General features: G+C 68.8%; 17 protein-coding genes. 8 read left to right on the forward strand and 9 right to left on the reverse strand.

From position 1 onward, the window contains the following. Positions 1–37 precede the first annotated feature (37 nt). Entirely contained in the window at positions 38–334 is a 297-nt protein-coding gene (locus MICSW_RS05765; protein WP_464497548.1) for a hypothetical protein, read from the reverse strand. 91 nt (positions 335–425) lie between these two features. On the opposite strand from MICSW_RS05765, the gene MICSW_RS05770 reads away from it, so the two are divergent. Further along, entirely contained in the window at positions 426–971 is a 546-nt protein-coding gene (locus MICSW_RS05770) for a hypothetical protein (RefSeq protein WP_292736144.1), read from the forward strand. A gap of 2,180 nt (positions 972–3,151) precedes the next feature. Here MICSW_RS05770 and MICSW_RS05775 read toward each other — a convergent pair. Beyond that, on the reverse strand, positions 3,152–4,210 hold the full coding sequence (locus tag MICSW_RS05775; protein WP_347425086.1) for an IS110 family RNA-guided transposase: 1,059 nt from the start codon (positions 4,208–4,210) through the stop codon (positions 3,152–3,154). Positions 4,211–4,528: 318 nt separating this feature from the next. Here MICSW_RS05775 and MICSW_RS05780 point away from each other — a divergent pair, with 318 nt between their 5' ends. Further along, the gene (locus MICSW_RS05780) at positions 4,529–5,074 is read left to right on the forward strand and encodes a helix-turn-helix transcriptional regulator (RefSeq protein WP_464497556.1); all 546 of its coding nucleotides are present in this window, start codon (positions 4,529–4,531) and stop codon (positions 5,072–5,074) included. A 28-nt stretch (positions 5,075–5,102) separates the two neighbouring features. Here MICSW_RS05780 and MICSW_RS05785 read toward each other — a convergent pair whose 3' ends face one another. Then, positions 5,103–5,657: a helix-turn-helix domain-containing protein gene (locus MICSW_RS05785; RefSeq protein WP_464497560.1), complete on the reverse strand. Its 555-nt coding sequence runs from the start codon at positions 5,655–5,657 to the stop codon at positions 5,103–5,105. Between the two features lie 77 nt (positions 5,658–5,734). Here MICSW_RS05785 and MICSW_RS05790 point away from each other — a divergent pair, with 77 nt between their 5' ends. Beyond that, complete coding sequence (locus MICSW_RS05790; RefSeq protein WP_228178512.1) at positions 5,735–7,330, forward strand: bifunctional NAD(P)/FAD-dependent oxidoreductase/class I SAM-dependent methyltransferase; 1,596 nt, start codon at positions 5,735–5,737, stop codon at positions 7,328–7,330. A 28-nt stretch (positions 7,331–7,358) separates the two neighbouring features. Here MICSW_RS05790 and MICSW_RS05795 read toward each other — a convergent pair whose 3' ends face one another. Then, a complete protein-coding gene (locus MICSW_RS05795; protein ID WP_228178513.1) occupies positions 7,359–8,051 on the reverse strand; it encodes a HEAT repeat domain-containing protein in 693 nt (230 codons plus the stop codon). A 43-nt stretch (positions 8,052–8,094) separates the two neighbouring features. Continuing rightward, positions 8,095–8,562: a MarR family winged helix-turn-helix transcriptional regulator gene (locus tag MICSW_RS05800; RefSeq protein WP_464497570.1), complete on the reverse strand. Its 468-nt coding sequence runs from the start codon at positions 8,560–8,562 to the stop codon at positions 8,095–8,097. 114 nt (positions 8,563–8,676) lie between these two features. Here MICSW_RS05800 and MICSW_RS05805 point away from each other — a divergent pair, with 114 nt between their 5' ends. The 5 genes from MICSW_RS05805 to MICSW_RS05825 all read left to right on the forward strand — a co-directional run bounded on the left by MICSW_RS05805 (position 8,677) and on the right by MICSW_RS05825 (position 13,426). Then, positions 8,677–9,468, forward strand: a complete 792-nt coding sequence (locus MICSW_RS05805; protein WP_464497574.1) for an SDR family NAD(P)-dependent oxidoreductase — start codon at positions 8,677–8,679, stop codon at positions 9,466–9,468. A gap of 61 nt (positions 9,469–9,529) precedes the next feature. After that, entirely contained in the window at positions 9,530–9,943 is a 414-nt protein-coding gene (locus MICSW_RS05810; RefSeq protein ID WP_375237645.1) for a ribosomal maturation YjgA family protein, read from the forward strand. 43 nt (positions 9,944–9,986) lie between these two features. Beyond that, on the forward strand, positions 9,987–11,759 hold the full coding sequence (locus MICSW_RS05815) for a hypothetical protein (protein WP_464497581.1): 1,773 nt from the start codon (positions 9,987–9,989) through the stop codon (positions 11,757–11,759). Between the two features lie 76 nt (positions 11,760–11,835). Beyond that, positions 11,836–12,765: a DMT family transporter gene (locus MICSW_RS05820; protein ID WP_228178518.1), complete on the forward strand. Its 930-nt coding sequence runs from the start codon at positions 11,836–11,838 to the stop codon at positions 12,763–12,765. Continuing rightward, positions 12,746–13,426: a GntR family transcriptional regulator gene (locus MICSW_RS05825; protein WP_375237612.1), complete on the forward strand. Its 681-nt coding sequence runs from the start codon at positions 12,746–12,748 to the stop codon at positions 13,424–13,426. Before MICSW_RS05820 ends, MICSW_RS05825 begins: the two co-directional genes overlap by 20 nt. Here MICSW_RS05825 and MICSW_RS05830 read toward each other — a convergent pair. The 4 genes from MICSW_RS05830 to MICSW_RS05845 all read right to left on the reverse strand — a co-directional run bounded on the left by MICSW_RS05830 (position 13,399) and on the right by MICSW_RS05845 (position 15,662). After that, the gene (locus MICSW_RS05830) at positions 13,399–13,674 is read right to left on the reverse strand and encodes a hypothetical protein (protein WP_464497591.1); all 276 of its coding nucleotides are present in this window, start codon (positions 13,672–13,674) and stop codon (positions 13,399–13,401) included. The two genes, MICSW_RS05825 and MICSW_RS05830, sit on opposite strands and share 28 nt — an antisense overlap. Then, positions 13,671–14,507: a CoA transferase gene (locus MICSW_RS05835; RefSeq protein WP_464497596.1), complete on the reverse strand. Its 837-nt coding sequence runs from the start codon at positions 14,505–14,507 to the stop codon at positions 13,671–13,673. Before MICSW_RS05835 ends, MICSW_RS05830 begins: the two co-directional genes overlap by 4 nt. Beyond that, positions 14,507–14,815, reverse strand: coding sequence for an RBBP9/YdeN family alpha/beta hydrolase (locus MICSW_RS05840; RefSeq protein WP_228178521.1), 309 nt, complete (start codon positions 14,813–14,815; stop codon positions 14,507–14,509). The genes MICSW_RS05835 and MICSW_RS05840 overlap by 1 nt, the downstream gene beginning before the upstream one ends. Positions 14,816–14,930: 115 nt before the next feature. Continuing rightward, complete coding sequence (locus MICSW_RS05845; RefSeq protein ID WP_464497602.1) at positions 14,931–15,662, reverse strand: glutamine amidotransferase; 732 nt, start codon at positions 15,660–15,662, stop codon at positions 14,931–14,933. Between the last annotated feature and the right edge of the window lie 70 nt (positions 15,663–15,732).

The raw sequence follows: 15,732 nt of genomic DNA on the forward strand, positions 1-15,732 counted from the left end.
GCGGTGCTCCTTCCGCCCCGTTGGTCAGCCCGCGCCGTCAGGCATCCGTGCCCCCGACGCCGTCGTTGTGGTGCCACCGGACCAGACCTTGCTGGTTGGCAAGGGCCACCGCCTCCAGACGGTTGTGTACGCCGAGCTGATGAGCTGTCGCGGTCGAGCCCAGACGCGGTGCGCCGTCGATGAGCCAACCGATCGCGGCTCCTAGATCGTACTCGGCGGAGAACTGCTCCCATGAGGGCAGCAGACTCTGCACGACGGGCATGTCGTCGAGATCTGCAGCACCCATCCGCTTGTGCCACGGTGTGTCCCACGCGAGTGAGTATCCAGACGGCACCGCGCGGCGGCTGAGCAGTTCTTACTCATTGCGGGTGAGGGGACGCCGCTGGATGCTGATCGGGCACCCGCCCCTGATCGAGGAGAGTCCGATGCCCCTGCTCCGCAGCGTCCCCGCCGCCCACGGATGTCGTGCCGATTCCTCGATCGAGGCTCGCGACAAGGCCTCTGCGCGCACCGCCCGAGCTCTGCTCCTCGCGCCTTTCCTCATCGCCGTGCTCGCCGGGTGTGCGGTCTCCCAGCCGCCATCCGACGTCAGCAGCTCGGTCGCCGAGACGCTTGCTGACACGGGATCCGACGTCGACACAGAAGCTGCGCCAGACGTCGTGGCACAGGTCAACGCCGCCGATCTGCCCGACTGGTTCCCGGCCGACTTGCCCATGCCGGCCGGCGAATACCGCTGGACGACTGTCGACGACGCCGGTGCGTTCCTGCAGTTCACGATCAGCGGGGAGTCGGTGATCGAGGACCTTGTGACGGAACTCGAGGCCGCCGGGTACGCGGTGACCGCCGTCGACGATCATGGCGAGGGGTGGAAGACCTGGTTCACTGAGAGCGAGACCTACCGGGTCAACATCGCCGCTCGTGACCTGGGTACCGACGCCGCCTACATCGACTATCGCATCGAACCCAAGTGAGGCCTGGCCGCGGGTGATTCTCGGGGCAGCTGAGGGTCGACTCCGTGGTGCGCGGGGGCGGTGACAGCGCCGATGAGGCAGCGCTCTGACGAGCACTACAGTGGGTCGAGATGGCCGAGTTCCTGTCCTCCCGTGGCGGATGGCCCGTGATGGTTCGGCCGGAGCTTCGGGACCCGCTCGTCGCGGCGCTCGCCACGCGCCCTGCCCGCTCGCAGATGCTCCGCGGCGCGAGCGGAATCGGCAAGACGACGCTTGCCGCTCAGGTCGGTGAAGAGCTCACACGCCTGGACATGACAGTGGTCCCGGTGGTGGCCCTCGAGGAGCTCTCCGAGGTGCCGCTGGCGGCATTGGCACCGCTTCTGAACGCCTCAGCGGTGGCGGATGCTTCGGACGACGTCGCCGGTCGGGTCCAGCGTCTGATCGGACTGATCGGAGGAGCGCCGGACCGTTACGTGCTGGTCGTCGACGACGCCCCTTTGCTCGACGCGCTGTCGGCATCCGTGGTGTATCAGCTCGTCCGCGTGTACGGGGTTCCGACTCTGCTGACCGCGCGTGACGAGCATCGCCTTATGGGCCCGATTGCGCGGATGCTGCACGAAGATCTCGTCACGGTCACCGACCTCGAGCCGCTGGATGCCGCGCAACTGGAGGAGCTCGTCGAACACCATCTCGCCGGGTCTGTCCGCCCCGAGTCGGTGGTGGGGCTGCTGCGTGCGACAGCGGGGAACCCGCTGCTTCTGCGCGAGCTGGTGCTTACCGCGCAACGCGCCGGACGCGTCCACGAGGGGCCGTTCGGTGTCGAGGTCGAGGCGGCGGCACTGCCCGTTCATCTGGTCGATTCGGTGCGGCACCGCGTGACCGAGCTGGATGCCGAAGAGCTCGGCTTCGTGCGGCTGCTGGCACTTGCCCAACCCTGGCCCGCCGATCTGGTGGGCACGGAAGACGCCGAGGTGCTGTCGTCTCTTCGCAGCCGCGGACTGGTCGATGATGGTGCAGGTGTGGGCATCCGTCTCACCCACCCGCTCCTGACCGAAGCGGTGATCGCGCTCATGTCGAGCAGCGAGCGTGCTGAGCGTGCCGCGACGGCGGCGGCGGCGTTGCGGACGACGGGTAGAGACACTGACCGGTTCGCTGCCGTACGGCTGGCGAGGGTTCATTCGAGCGTCGAACGCGAGGGCTCGGAGCGCGGGCCCGACGCCGGGCAGGTTGAGGTCGACTGCGGCTCGACGCTGTCTGCCGCAGATCTCGAGTGGGCGGCGGGGTACGCGGCATCGGTGGGGGACGCGGCGACATCGCTGAGCTTCTCCCATGCCGCGGCAGAGGCGGGTGGAGGGTTTCGAGCCCACGTCTTGGCTGCGGCGGCGCACTCCGTGCTCGGCGAAACCGACTCCGCCGACGAACAGTTCGATCGCGCCGCGCGCACAGCGCAGACGGATGCCGAACGCGCGCTTCTCGCGTTGCGATGGGGTCAGCATCTGGCGTACCGCCGCGCCGATCCTGTCGCAGCACTCGAGCGTGCAACGACACTGCGCGCGCCGCTGTCGGCGGACGCGTCGGTGGCGTTGGATGCCGAGATGGTCAAGTGGCGGCTGATGGCAGGGGTTCCCCTTGATGCCGCGGTGTCGACGCTGCCTCGACTCGCACCGCCACCCGGCTCGACCGACGACGATTCCGCGGACCGCGACGTCGACGTGCTCGGCAGGCTCTCGATGGGGCTCACGTCGGCGATGATCGCGGCGATGCGAGGCGACGCGGAGGCAGCCCGTGGAGCCGTCGCGGAGGCGCGACCGCTCGCCGATCTCGTGAGCCACGACCAGCCGTACGCGGGCGAGCTGCTCAATCTTTCCCAGATGTTGAGTGAGTTGGCGGATGCGTCGATCGCCGACGCACGCGCGCTCGCCGAGCGTCAGCGGGTCTCTGGAACCCCGGATGCCGCGGGGCAGTGGTCATATGTCCTTGCGCTGATCGAGCTTCACGCGGGCCGGCTCGACCGTGCGGGTCCCCTCGCCGACCTTGCCGTTCGCCAGCTGGCGTGGCGCGACTTCACGGGGCTGTCCGGCGCGGCCATCGCGCTGGGGGCGACGGCCGCGGCGATGTCGGGGGATGCAGGCGCCGCGCAGGCGCTGCTCGCAACCGTCGATGACGCCGCGCACGCCGACATCAAGATGCTCCTATCGCTGTCAAGTGGGCGTGGGCGTGCTTTCCAGGAGTCGGAAGATGTGACGGGCGTAGTACCTCTTGAGGCACCGCATCGCTTCTCTCTTCGTCTTACCCTGAGCGATCCGTCGCGCGAGATAGTCGCGCGTCTCAGGGTGCACCTTCACGCGCGCGAGGATCGCGGTGTGAAGCGCTCGGTTGAGCTGACGGTCACCGCCGCGTGAGAGACGATGCCGCGTCTGGTTCTGACCTGAGGTGGCTTCCAGCGGTGCGACGCCGCCGAGCCGAGCGAAAGCGGCTTCGTTACGGCATCGCCCGGCGTGAGACCAGGAGATGAGGATTTGCGCGGCGACGAGCGTGCCGATGCCCGGTTCGTTGAGCAAAGCGGGGCAGATCTCGCGGACGATCGGAAGCATCGCGAGCTCGAGTTCGCGGCATTCGGTCGTCAGCTGCTTGATCCGGGTCGCCGTGCTGCGCAGGGACAGTTTGGTGGCGGCGTGCTCGGGCTCGGTCGCCGTGTCTGGACGGAGCCGGATGCACCGGTCGACGAGTTGTCCGAACGTGAGCCCGCGGAGGTCCTCCCGGAGATCGACGGGTGCGGTGACGATGAGCGCCTTGAGCACGTTGATCGCGGCGACCCGGGCGAGCTTCGCGGAATCCCGGGCCACGATGAGCGTTCGCAAACCCTCGCGAAGTCCTCGAGATCGTGGCGTTGCCCAGGTTTTGCGGCCGAGTGTCTCGCGTGCCGCGCGCACCGCGTCGAGCGAGTCAGACTTCGCTCCGTCCTTCGATGCGCGGGTGCTCGGGTGGTCGAACTCGATCACGAACTCGCCCTTCTCTGCCAAGGTCGCGGCGAGGCCGGCGCCGTAGCTGCCGGTCGACTCGATCGCCCAGGCGCGGCGCTCGTCGACGGTAAGGGTCTTCGCCCATCGGAGCGCCTGGCCGTACCCTCGTCGCGTCGCAGGGAATGTCGCTGCTGCCAGTTCTCCTTGCGTGGTGACGCTCACGACGGCGGCGGTGACGCGATCACGGTCAGGGTCGACGCCGATCACGTGGTCTACCAGTTCTGCGAGATCAGTCATGCCCGTTTCCTCCTTCTTCTTCGATGGAAACCACCGACGGAAGGGATCGAGGCAGGACTGTGATGAGTCACCCGAAGGGACATGCTCCTAATCAAGCCATCTGAAGTCGGCGGTGCGGCTGGCGGACATATCTCCAAATGAGGACACCGGAGGGTCGGTCATTCTGCGGGTCACGTCAGCCGACACCACCTTGCCGCGCAGCATGATCCGAGTGTCACAGTCATTCTGCAGCGAGCTGAGGCGTCCGCCTGGCTGGCGATTCCTGAGGGTCGCGCGCAGGAGGCTGCGGCGCCGCTCACCGACGCGGTCGCGGCAGCTGTGCAGTACGGCCATCACCTTCTGGCGGCACTGACCGCGTCGACGGCGATCCGGCTCGGAATCGCAGAGGCAGTCGCCGAGACCCTCGCGGCGGCGGCGACGGAGACTCCGTCACGCTTCGTCCGGCTGGTCGCGGATGCCGCCACGGTAGCCTCGGCCAAGGATGCCGACGCCGCGATGAGGCTCGTGCCCGCGTTGCGCAGCGCCGGCCTCGACGCACTCGCTCGCACGTTCTCCGAGGACGCGGCACGTTCGGCATCCGCTTCGGCGGAGGCCCGACGGCAGGCGCGTCATGTGGCTGCCGAGCTCGCCTCTGTGACGGTGCGCGAGCCGGCGCTCACGCGCGATCGGGAGATCGACGGTGCAGTCCTCTCGGCGCGCGAGCTCCAGGTTGCACGAGGGGCGGCGGCACGCGAGCGCAGCCGGGAGATCGCGGTGCGACTGGGGATATCGGAGCGCACCGTCAACAACCACCTCGCGAACGTGTACCGCAAGCTGGGCGTTGCCAGCCGCGACGAGCTCGCGGCGGTTCTGCGGGACGCCTGAGGGCGCCGGCGGAGTCACGCCTATCCGCTCACCGGTGCAGATGGGCGCGCTGGCCCTCGCGATCGAAGACCATGACCAGCTCCGCCGGGTCGTCGATCGCGCTGATCGCGTGCGGGGTCATCGTCGAGAACTCGGCGGCCTCGCCCTGGGTAACCTCGATGCGCCGATCGCCGAGTTGCAGCAGCACCCGTCCTTCGAGCACGAGGAACCAGTCGAAACCTGGATGCACGCGGGTCGCCGGGATCTCGCGCTCGGGTTCCAGGCGCATCTTCATCGCCATCGTGCGCCCGTCGACGCGGTTCAGCGCCCATGTCGTCCGTGCTCCGTCGGTGCGCTGGGTGGGACGGATGACGACATCGTCGTCGTCCTCGGCGCGCAACAGGTCGTCGACGCTCACCTGCAGTGCTTCTGCCAGCGGCACCAGCACGTCGATACTGAGCGCGCGCTTGCCGGTCTCGATCCTGCTGACCGTCGAGGCACTGAGGTTGCTGCGATCGGCGATCTCGTCGAGCGAATACCCGAGCGTGGTGCGGATGCTGCGCAATCGCATCCGTGCGAGGGTCTCGACATTGGTACTGGCCATGGGTCCAGCATCCGTCTCTCTTGCGAATACTGCAAGCTAGCATCCACTATTCGCCCAGACGGGCCTACCCTCGACGCATGGGCAAACACGACTCGTCTCACCACAACTCTCACGGACCTGCGATGATCCGCCGGTGCGATGTGTCCGTCATCGGCGGCTCGGCTGCCGGGCTCGCTGGCGCACTCCAGCTCGTCCGCCAGCGCCGCTCGGTGATCCTGGTCGACGACGGCACACCGCGCAACGCGCCGGCCGAGCACATGCACAGTTACCTCGGGCGCGAAGGCGCATCGCCGGAACAGCTCCGAGCGATCGGGCGAGAGGAAGTCCGCTCCTACGGCGGCGAGATCCTCTCGGGTCGCGTTCTCGATGTTCGCCGCGACGGCGAACGGTTCCGCGTCGAACTCTCCGGAGGTGGTGCCCTGCTCGCGCGTCGCGTGCTCGTGGCATCCGGGCTCACCGACGAACTGCCCCCGATTGAGGGTCTGGCCGAGCGGTGGGGTCGCGAAGTGATCCACTGTCCGTTCTGTCACGGCTGGGAGGTGCGTGATCAGCGCGTCGTCCAGATCGTGACGAGCCCCCTCGCCCTGCACCCGACCCCGCTCATGCGCCACCTGACCGACAGTCTCACTGTGATCTTGCACGATGGGGTGGAGGTGGATGCCGAGGCCGTGCGGCGACTTGAGGCATCAGGTGTCACCGTGATCGCCGCACCCGCGACCCGGGTGACGGATGCCGACGGCGCGCTCGGCATAGACCTCGCCGACGGCACCCGAATCGCCGCCGATGCCGTGCTCGTCGGTGCCCGGTTCCATGCCCGCGTCGAAGCGCTGAGCGGCCTTGGGCTCGCAGCGACTCCGCATGCGACCGGGTTCGGGGAGGTGCTCACGGCCGACGCGACAGGCCGAACGGCGGTGGACGGCGTTTTCGCGGCAGGTAACGTCGTCGACCCGAGCCTGCAGGTGCTTCCTGCCGCAGCGAACGGCAGCATGGTCGGTGCGCAGATCGCTTTCAGCCTCGCCGACGAGGACCTGGCCGCCGGTGACCGCCCGTCGGGCGTCGAAACCGAATGGGACGGTCGCTACGGCGGCGAGCAAGTGTGGAGCGGGAATCCGAACGGCACACTCGTCGCCGAGGCATCCGCTCTCATTCCGGGAACCGCGCTGGATGTCGGCGCCGGCGAGGGCGCGGACGCGCTGTGGCTGTCGGCGAACGGATGGCGCGTCACGGCATCCGATGTCTCCTCCCGTGCTCTCGCGCGCGTCGAGCACGAAGCGCGGCGCCGGGGTCTTGCCGTGCGCACGTGGCACGTGAATGCCAACAGCGCCCGTCCCTACGGGGACGAGAGATTCGACCTCGTTTCGCTGCAGTACGGGTCGTTCGCCCGCACGCCAGACGGCAGGGGAGTGCGCAGCCTCCTCGACGCCGTGGCTCCGGGCGGCACCCTGCTGGTCGTCGCACACGACACCGCATGGGCGCGGGAGGCGGTCGACCCCGCCGAGCACACTCCGATGTTCGATCCGGATGCCTACGTCGGCGTCACCGAGATCGTCGCAGCGCTCGCTGCCGATGCCGGGTGGCGCATCGAGGTGCACGAGAAGCGGCCGCGTCCTGCCGGAGCGGTGAGTGGCCACCACGTCGAGGACGTCGTGCTGCGGGCTGGGCGAACCGTCTGACCGACCCGCTGCGGAAGGTGGCGCGGCCTCAGCTGTCGAGCAGGCAGGACAGGCGCTTCTTGCGGCTGTTCTGGGTCACTATCCACGCGACATCCGGATCGTCGGTATCCAGCGCGGCGAAGGCGGGAAGACCGTGCGTCGGGTCGGCGGCAACTGCCACGCTCCAGCAGTAGCCGAGCGCCAGGCGTAGGGTTCGGGAGTCGGGGGTCTTCCGTTCCTCAGGCTCCCGAGTCGCGAGATGCCGGGTCGCGCGCTCGCAGGCATCCAGGGCGAGCGATGCCATCCGCGGATCCCGCAGCAGGCGCGGCTCGCAGATCGCCGCGACGGCGGCGCGCTGCACGAGGGGATGGGCGTGGTCGACCCACGCGTCCACGATCGACGCGAGCGCCGCGGGCTTTGTGTCGCCCAGGAGCTGGAGGCCCAGCGCGACTCCTTCGCGCACGCGCCACCGGGCGTCGGCGGCAAGCTCCAGCGCTCGCTTCTCGGATGCCGTGCCCTCGGCCCTCGCGCCGAGGGCGGCAGCAGCGCACGTCGCGTGATACTCGTCGCCGGTGGACAGGAGCGTGTCGATGGTGGTCTCGTCGGCCAGAGGTACATACGCCGAGACCAGCTCGAGGTTGGCGCGCGGTCCCGGAAGCCCCGAGTGCTCCGAGAGGTAGGCCGCCCACTCCGGGGTCGGCATCGCTCGCAACGCAGCAGTCCACTGGGTGCGGCCGGTCATATCCCGACAGTTCGCCGCAGGGGTGGCCGGTGGATACGCGGAACTAGGGCGCCGGAGCCCACACTTCTGCCGGGTCGATCCGCTGCGAGATCCGGCGACTCATCTCACCGAGCTGTGCGGCCTCCTCGTCGCTGAGTGTGTCGAACACGAGCTCGCGAACGAGATCGTGATGATCGGGCAGCGCCGACTCCACGAGGTTGTGGCCGGCCGCGGTCAGGATGCCGAGGGTGAACCGTCCGTCCGCCGTATCCGTCTCACGCCGAACGAGCCCGCGTCGCTCCAGCCGTGTGAACGCGCGGGACAGGCGCGAAAGCGTGGAACTCGCGTAGCCCGCCAGAGTGCTGAGGCGCAGTGTCCGCTCGGGCGCCGCGTCGAGGGCGTAGAGCAAGCCGAACTCGAAGTGCGTCAGTCCGCAACTCTCCTGCAGCTGCGCGTCAAGGGCTCGGGGGAGGCGCTCCACGAGGGTGGCAAGCGACGCCCACGTCGCGAGTTGCGCAGTAGTGAGGGGCATGGATCGAGCCTAGCCCGATTGACTTGCTCAGGAAAGTCATTCGACGTACGGTTGAGTTTCCTGAGCAAGTCAATCGGCGAGCCTGCACCCGACGGACGCCAGAACGGAGCATCCATGGACCTGCAACTGACCCGCAAGAGCGCCTTCGTGAGCGGATCGACCGGCGGAATCGGCTACGCGGTGGCGGACGCGCTCGCCGCCGAGGGAGTGCGGGTTATCGTCAACGGCCGCAGCGCCGAGAGGGTCGAAGAAGCCGTGGCGAGGCTTCAAGAGACGCATGCCAACGCCGAGATCTCAGGGATTGCCGCCGACTTCGCCGACCCTGCGCAGGTCGCCGACCTCATCGCGCGCCTCGGCGAGGTCGACGTGCTGATCAACAACGTGGGACTGTTCGGTCTCGGCGCCTTCGAAGAGATCGACGACGCACAGTGTCAGCACTACTTCGACGTCAACGTCATGAGCGGCGTTCGGCTCTCGCGGGCGCTGCTTCCCGGGATGCTTGAGCGCGGATGGGGCCGCATCGTCTTCATCGGCAGCGAATCGGGCGTCTCGGTGCCCGCCGACATGATCCACTACGGCGTCACGAAGGCCGCCATGATCGCCCTCGCCAACGGCCTGGCCAAGCGGACGCGCAGCACGGCCGTGACCGTGAACACGGTTCTCGGCGGCCCGACCTATTCAGATGGTGTGGCAGCTGCCATCGAACAGATCGCGCAGGCGCAGGGCGCGCCGATGGATGCGGTGAAGGATGCCGTGATCGGCCAGAATGCGACGACCCTGCTCGAGCGCTTCATCGAGCCGGCGGAGATCGCGTCACTCGTCGCCTACCTCGCGAGCCCGCTCGCGTCGGCGACCAACGGAGCCGCCGTGCGTGCCGACGGGGGAGTGCTCACCACCATCGTGTGAGACCGGGCTTACACGCGCCTGAGCGCATCGAATCACCGGCCGTCGTACCTACGGTAGAAGCATGACGGATGCGGGGTGGCGCAGTGGAAACGGCGTCCGCCGCATCACGGCGGCGGTGGCGCTAGGCGCGGTTATCGCGGCAGGGCTCGGCGTTCACTTCCTACTGCCCGACACGGCAGCTACCGACATCGCCGGCGATGCGCTCTACGCGGCGGCGGTCTATGCGTTCATCATCCTGCTCATCCCGCGGCGGCATCCGCTCCTTGTCGGTGCCATCGCACTGGCCTGGTGCGTGGGCATCGAGCTCTTCCAGCTCACCGGCGTTCCGCTTGCGGCGGGCGCCGCGTTCCCGCCGGCGATGCTCGTCCTCGGCACTGTCTTCGACCCGCGTGATCTGCTCGTGTACGGGGCGACGATCGTCATCGTCACGGCGACGGATGCCGTCATCCATCGCGTGCGGGACCACCGGCCCTGACGCTTCCCAGCCGAGATCGGTACGGTGGTCTGAATCTGGGCCGGTGGTGATCAAGGTGTGGGAGCGGTTGCTCGTGCGAGGTGTCGTCGCGATCTGGTGGCGGGACGTCACCGATGGCACGTTCTTCAATCGGTGGAGCGCGCTGCTGTCGTTCGTGCTTGCAGCCATCGTCGGCGTGCCCACGGTTCACGGGGCATCCGTCCAGGGCTACCTGCAGGCAGTCGTCATTGGGGCCCTCGGGTGGGTGGTGCTTGCGGCTCTCGCGCTGCCGGCAACGATCGCCGAAAGGCGCCTGCGATCGCGGCCCGCCCGCGGCATCGTCGTACTCACGACCCTCCTCGCTCTGTGCGTGGTGCGCACGCCGCTCAATGACGCGCTGAGTCTGTGGCTGTGGGATGTCGGGACGACGGGAGCGTTCGCGCCGCGTGTGATCACGAATATCGTGTCAGGGCTCGCGATGTTCTCCCTCGTCGCCATCGCTCTGTCTGAATACGCCCGCCGGCGCGCGATTAGAGCACGCCTCGAGCGCGCGCTCGCGCCGATGCGGACACGCCTGGAGCGGGCCCGGGTCCAGGCAGCTGAGGTTGATGAGGTGCTCGCGGCTACCGCACAGCGGCTCCGGGCCTCCCGCAACGTCATGCTCGCCCGTCCCGTCGACTTCGAGACCGTACGCGCCTACGCCGAGAAGGTTCGCACCGAAAGTCACCTGCTTGAGGCGCGCGCTGACGCAGTCGATACTTCGGCGCCGGCATCCGGCCCCGTCGCCCTCGCGGCCGAGCGCCGACGCGGCGTCTCGGAGCGTCTCATGCCGCCGCCGTGGTTCGCGGTCGCGCTGGTCTACGGCTGTGCGACCTTGCCGTTCTCTCTTATGCACGGCGGAGTCGGGGTGGCGGCGCTCGGAATGGTCGGTCTGGTCCTGATAGACCTCGCTGGGGGGCTGGCCACTCGGCGCTTGCTTCCGGCGCCCGGCGCACGCACTCGCCCGATCTTGTTCCTGCTGGTGTGGACGCTCGCCGGCATTGTTGTCGCCGCGATGTCACTCGCGTTGTTGCCGAGCATCGGCATGGTTGGTTTGGTCGGCATCATCACGATCCCGGGCCTTGCGATCGTGGTCTCGGTCTGCGTCGACGCGCTGCGTTCCGCGCACCTGGCCGCCACACAGTCGCAGCAGCTTCTCGCGGTCACAGCACGCGATGTGGCTGCAGAGAGCGCGCGCGCATCGGATCCCCTTCGCCATGCTGTAGGCATCCTGCACGGGGGAGTGCAGGGCCAGTGCGTCATACTCGCCGCGCACGCCGACGAGCGTCAGCCCACCGTCGCTGAGGTTGCTCAGTTCCGCGAGCGAACTGACGACGCGTTTGAGCGGATGCTGGGTCCGGTCAGTGACATCGAGGTTGGGCGCGGGTCGCGCCACGGTCCGCTCGGTTCCCTCGGTCGGGTGATTTCGGCGTGGCGGGCCGTGCTTGACATCGCCTACACCGCATCCGCTCAGGCGCAGGCGGCGCTGCGCGACCGCGACACGGATGAGCGCGCCGCCGAGATCGTCACTGAAGCGTTCGTCAACGCGGTCAAGCACTCGGGTGCCCGGCACGCGGTCGTCACGCTCGCGACCGAAGACACCGGTCGCGTGCGGGTCAGGATTGTCTCGCCGGGCAGGCTTCCCGCGGCCGAGCAGCAGGCGTCGGGAATCGGAACGCGAAACGCCGACACCCGGATATACCAATCCGACGATGATGTCGTGCTCGAATCCTTCCTCGCCCCCGTCTCAGATGATCCCTCCGGTGTTTCTTCGGAGCCCTCTGCCGCGAGCTTCTAGTTTCCCTGTTCGGGCAGCTCGGAGGCCCGTCGGCTTTTGCCCCGCGGACCCGGGAACATTGTGTAACAATGCTGCGGTGACCGGAGTGATCGCCGTGGTGCTGGCAGCGCTGTGCTTCGCGACCACGGGAACGGCGCAGGCGCTCGCGGATGTCGATGCATCCCCGCTCTCGGTCGGCGCTGCGCGCATCCTCATCGGGGGCGGGATTCTCGGCGCGATCGCCCTGGTGACGCGGCCACTGATGCCGCGCGCTGCGCCGTCAGCCGAAGCGGCCGTAGCTCGTAGGGCGCCTACCTGGGTCATCGTCACGGTCGGGGCGATCGGCGTGCTGGCCTACCAGCCAACGTTCTTCGCTGGCACACGCCTGAACGGGGTAGCGGTCGGTACGGTCATCGCATTGGGATCGGCGCCGATCGTGACCGGCATCCTCGATGCCCTCATCCGTCGGCGAATGCCGAGCCTGCGCTGGGGCGTCGCGACCGCCATCGCGCTGGTCGGCGTCGTTCTCGTCTCGGGTCTGGTCGGCGGCGCAGGAGCCGCGGGCGTCGGGCCGCTGGGAGTTCTTGCCTCGCTTGCCGCGGGCGCTTCGTATGCGCTCTATGCGCTGGCCAGCAAGCTGCTGATGGACCGCGGCTGGAGTTTCCAGACCGCGATGGGCGCCGTGTTCGGAGTGGCAGCGGTCGTGAGCCTGCCGCTTCTTCTTGCGAGTTCGCCCGGGTGGCTGGTCACCCCCGCGGGTCTCGCGCTCGCACTCTGGCTCGGCGTCGTCACGACTGCGGTCGCGTATCTGCTCTTCGGATGGGGTCTGCGGCGGCTCGCCCCGACCACGGTTGCGACGCTCACGCTCGCGGAGCCGCTCGGTGCGACGCTGCTCGGCGTCTGGGTGCTTCACGAGCACCTCACGGTGGCGTCGGCGATCGGTCTTGTCGTGCTCGCCCTCGGGCTCGTGGTGCTCTCACTGCCGACCGCCCGGAAGGAGAAGACGGATGTCTCCGCGCCGGCGTGAGAGCGAACCCGGTCCGACCCACGCGGCAGCGCTTGCCGACGCGCTGCGCGCCAGCATCCTGTCCGGCGAGCTGGGTCTAGACGCTCCGCTTCGGGAAGAGCGCCTCGCCGCGGAGCACGCTGCGTCTCGACACACCGTGCGCGCCGCACTTCAGGCGCTCGCGGCAGAGCGGCTCGTGACGATTGCGCCCTACCGAGGAGCCCGCGTCGCCAACCTCGACGACGATGCGGTCGAAGCGCTCCAGGAGCTGCGCGGTGCGCTCGAGGCGGAAGCCGTTCGCCAGGTGAGCGCCAAGCACGGCACGCCGTGGCCGGCTGCTGTCACGCGTCCCGTGAAAGAGGCGATCGACCGGCTCGCGCTGGCCGAGGCATCAGGAGACTGGCTCGCAACAACGCGGGCGCACGCCGAGGTGCACCGTCTCATCGTGGAGGCAGCGGCAAGTCCACGGATTGCGCAGGCCCATCGGCAGCTGGAGTCCGAGATCCTGTTGCTCCTCACGCACGTCAGGCCGGACTATCCGGCGGGCTCGCTCGCCCGGGAGCACACTGGTTATCTTGACGAGATTCAGCGCGAAGGAGGGGACGCGGTCCGGGCACATCTGGCGCACTCGGCCGACCTCATCCGCGCCGCCCGCTACCAGGCGGCCACCGACGAGCCGTAGCGGACGATCGTCGCGGGGTACGTCAGTGCGCTCCCGTTCCAGACCGGCGCGGGCGCGGCGCAGTGGAGGCTTCCCCCTCCCGCCACGGCGAGATCGACAGTCTGCTCGCGCCAGGTCTCGTCCGGGGTCGGGGTGGGTGCCGGGACCGACGAGCGCGGTCCGTCGAGGAGGGTCAGCGCCACCCGGGCGAGCGAGACGCCGACGTGCGACACCGCGCCGGTGAGGTGACGGAGCTCCAGCGCACTCATGACGGATGCCGCGAGCAGGTAGCCGGCTGTGTGGTCGAGCGCTTGCCCTGGCCGGTGTCCAGGAACTGCCAGTCGATCTCGGGAAGGCGGGGACTGTCGATGCGCAGCACGTCCGCCCCGAACAGTGCGAGGGTGCGGGTCGAGACAGGTCCGGCGATCACCCGCGTGAGGTCGAGCACCCGGACGCCCGCGAGGGGCAGTGACGATGCCGGCTCCGTCAGCGGCGATGCGCCAGGGTCCGCCACGTCACGGCGCACGAGCGGGTAGGCGCGCACGGCGTCGGCGTGCGGATGCGTTCGCCACTCCTGCACTGTCCGAACCCGGCCGACGATCGCTCCTTCAGCGGCAGCGCGGTCTTCCCAGTGCGCACCCGTCGCGGTGCGCAGTGCTGCGGCGATCGCATCCTTGCCCGCGTCGTCTCCGAGCCCCAGCATCCGACGGAGCGCCGCCGCGTGGTGCGGATAGTTGCCGTGGGTTCTGACCCACCCGTCGGCGGTCTCGAAGAACCCGGATGCCGGGGCCCAGGCATCCGGTCTCTCGCCGTTCCAGGTGAAGACTTGCTCGCTGCGATAGGCAGCAGTCAGGCGGGGTCCGTCGAGAACGACCGGGATGAGGCTCGCCACGTCGACCTCGCGGCCAGTGCTGCGTGCGTACGCCAGGGCGGCGGCGGCAACCGATGCGGCCCCGACCGCTGTGGCGGCGAGCCGGGCGACGGGGAGAGGCGACGGCAACGTCACCGGACCCGCCGGCGGCCGCAGCGCGGCGACCAGCTCGGTGCGGCCGGTCGCCGCCGAGACGAGTTCCGAGGCGAGCTGCTCGAACGATGCTGACATCAACGTCCTCCCTCGAGGTCACGGATGAATCCGCGGAGCAGGTCGAGTCCCTCCGGCCACGGGCCGTGGCCGCTGAGGACATTGATGTGTCCGGCGTCGCCAACATCGTGCGCGACGAGCACCACCGGCTCGCCAGCTTCCTGCACTGCAGTGCCGACGGCACGGTCCCAGTCGTCGGAGTCGGGTTCGTCCCAGGATGCCGGAGTGCTGCGCACCCAGGCCGGATGCTGCGCTTGCCAGATCGACTGCCAGTGGCCGGGGGATGAACCACCGAGCCCCGGGACAACGACGACCGAAGCATCCTGCATCGCACTCCTCCTCCGTTCCCACTCGCACTCGCACCCGATTGTCTCCATCACATCGGGCGCGAGTCGCCGGCCAGAAGAGCCAATGTGCGTTTGCTGGCCCGTCGCAAACGACCGGTCAGCGGGCGTAGCGATCCACGAAGGTGCGCAGCATCCGGCTCGGATGCAGCACCTCGCGTCGACGCACGGCAGCAAGCGGGATATCGACCTCGGTCGGCGCGAAGTACCCGTAATCCGTGTATGCGTGGATGCGCGCGGTGATGCCGTTGACATCGAGCTCCGGGTGGAACTGCGTCGCATAGATGTTCTCGCGCACGCGGAACATCTGCACGGGGCAGGTGGTGGAGGAGGCGAGCAGCGTCGCCGAGGAGGGGAGCGAGCGCATCGCCTCCTTGTGCCCGACGAAAGCATCGAAGCGCGGAGGGATGCCGGCCAGCAGGGGGTCGGTGATCCCGGCATCCGTCAGCGACACCTCCACCACGCCGACCGGCTCACCGTAGGTGCGGTCGATGATGGCACCCTGGTGGGCGCCGACCGTTCCCACGCCGTAACAGGCGCCCAGGAACGGGAAGTCGCGCGCGACGACCTGGTCCAGGAGCGCAGCGAACTCCGTCTCGACGCGCCGCTGCACGGCGGACTTCTGCTCGGGCGGATCCGACGCGTTGAACGGTCCGCCGCCGACGAAGATCCCCGACAGGCCATCGAGGTCGAGCTCGGGCATCGGGCCTGCCTCGAGCCGCACCCGTCGCAGCTCAGACTCCGCGAGACCGGTGTAACGCAGGAAAAGCTCGTACTCTTCATCGGCCGGACCGTCCTCCGCGCGGGTCGCCAGCAGGATGAACGGCTTCATCCGCTCAGCTTAAGCGCCCCGAACCCCCGTTCATCCTGAAATCGGCACGCGCCGGGAACATTCGGTTTCG

Source organism: Microbacterium sp. SW12, from assembly GCF_055391095.1.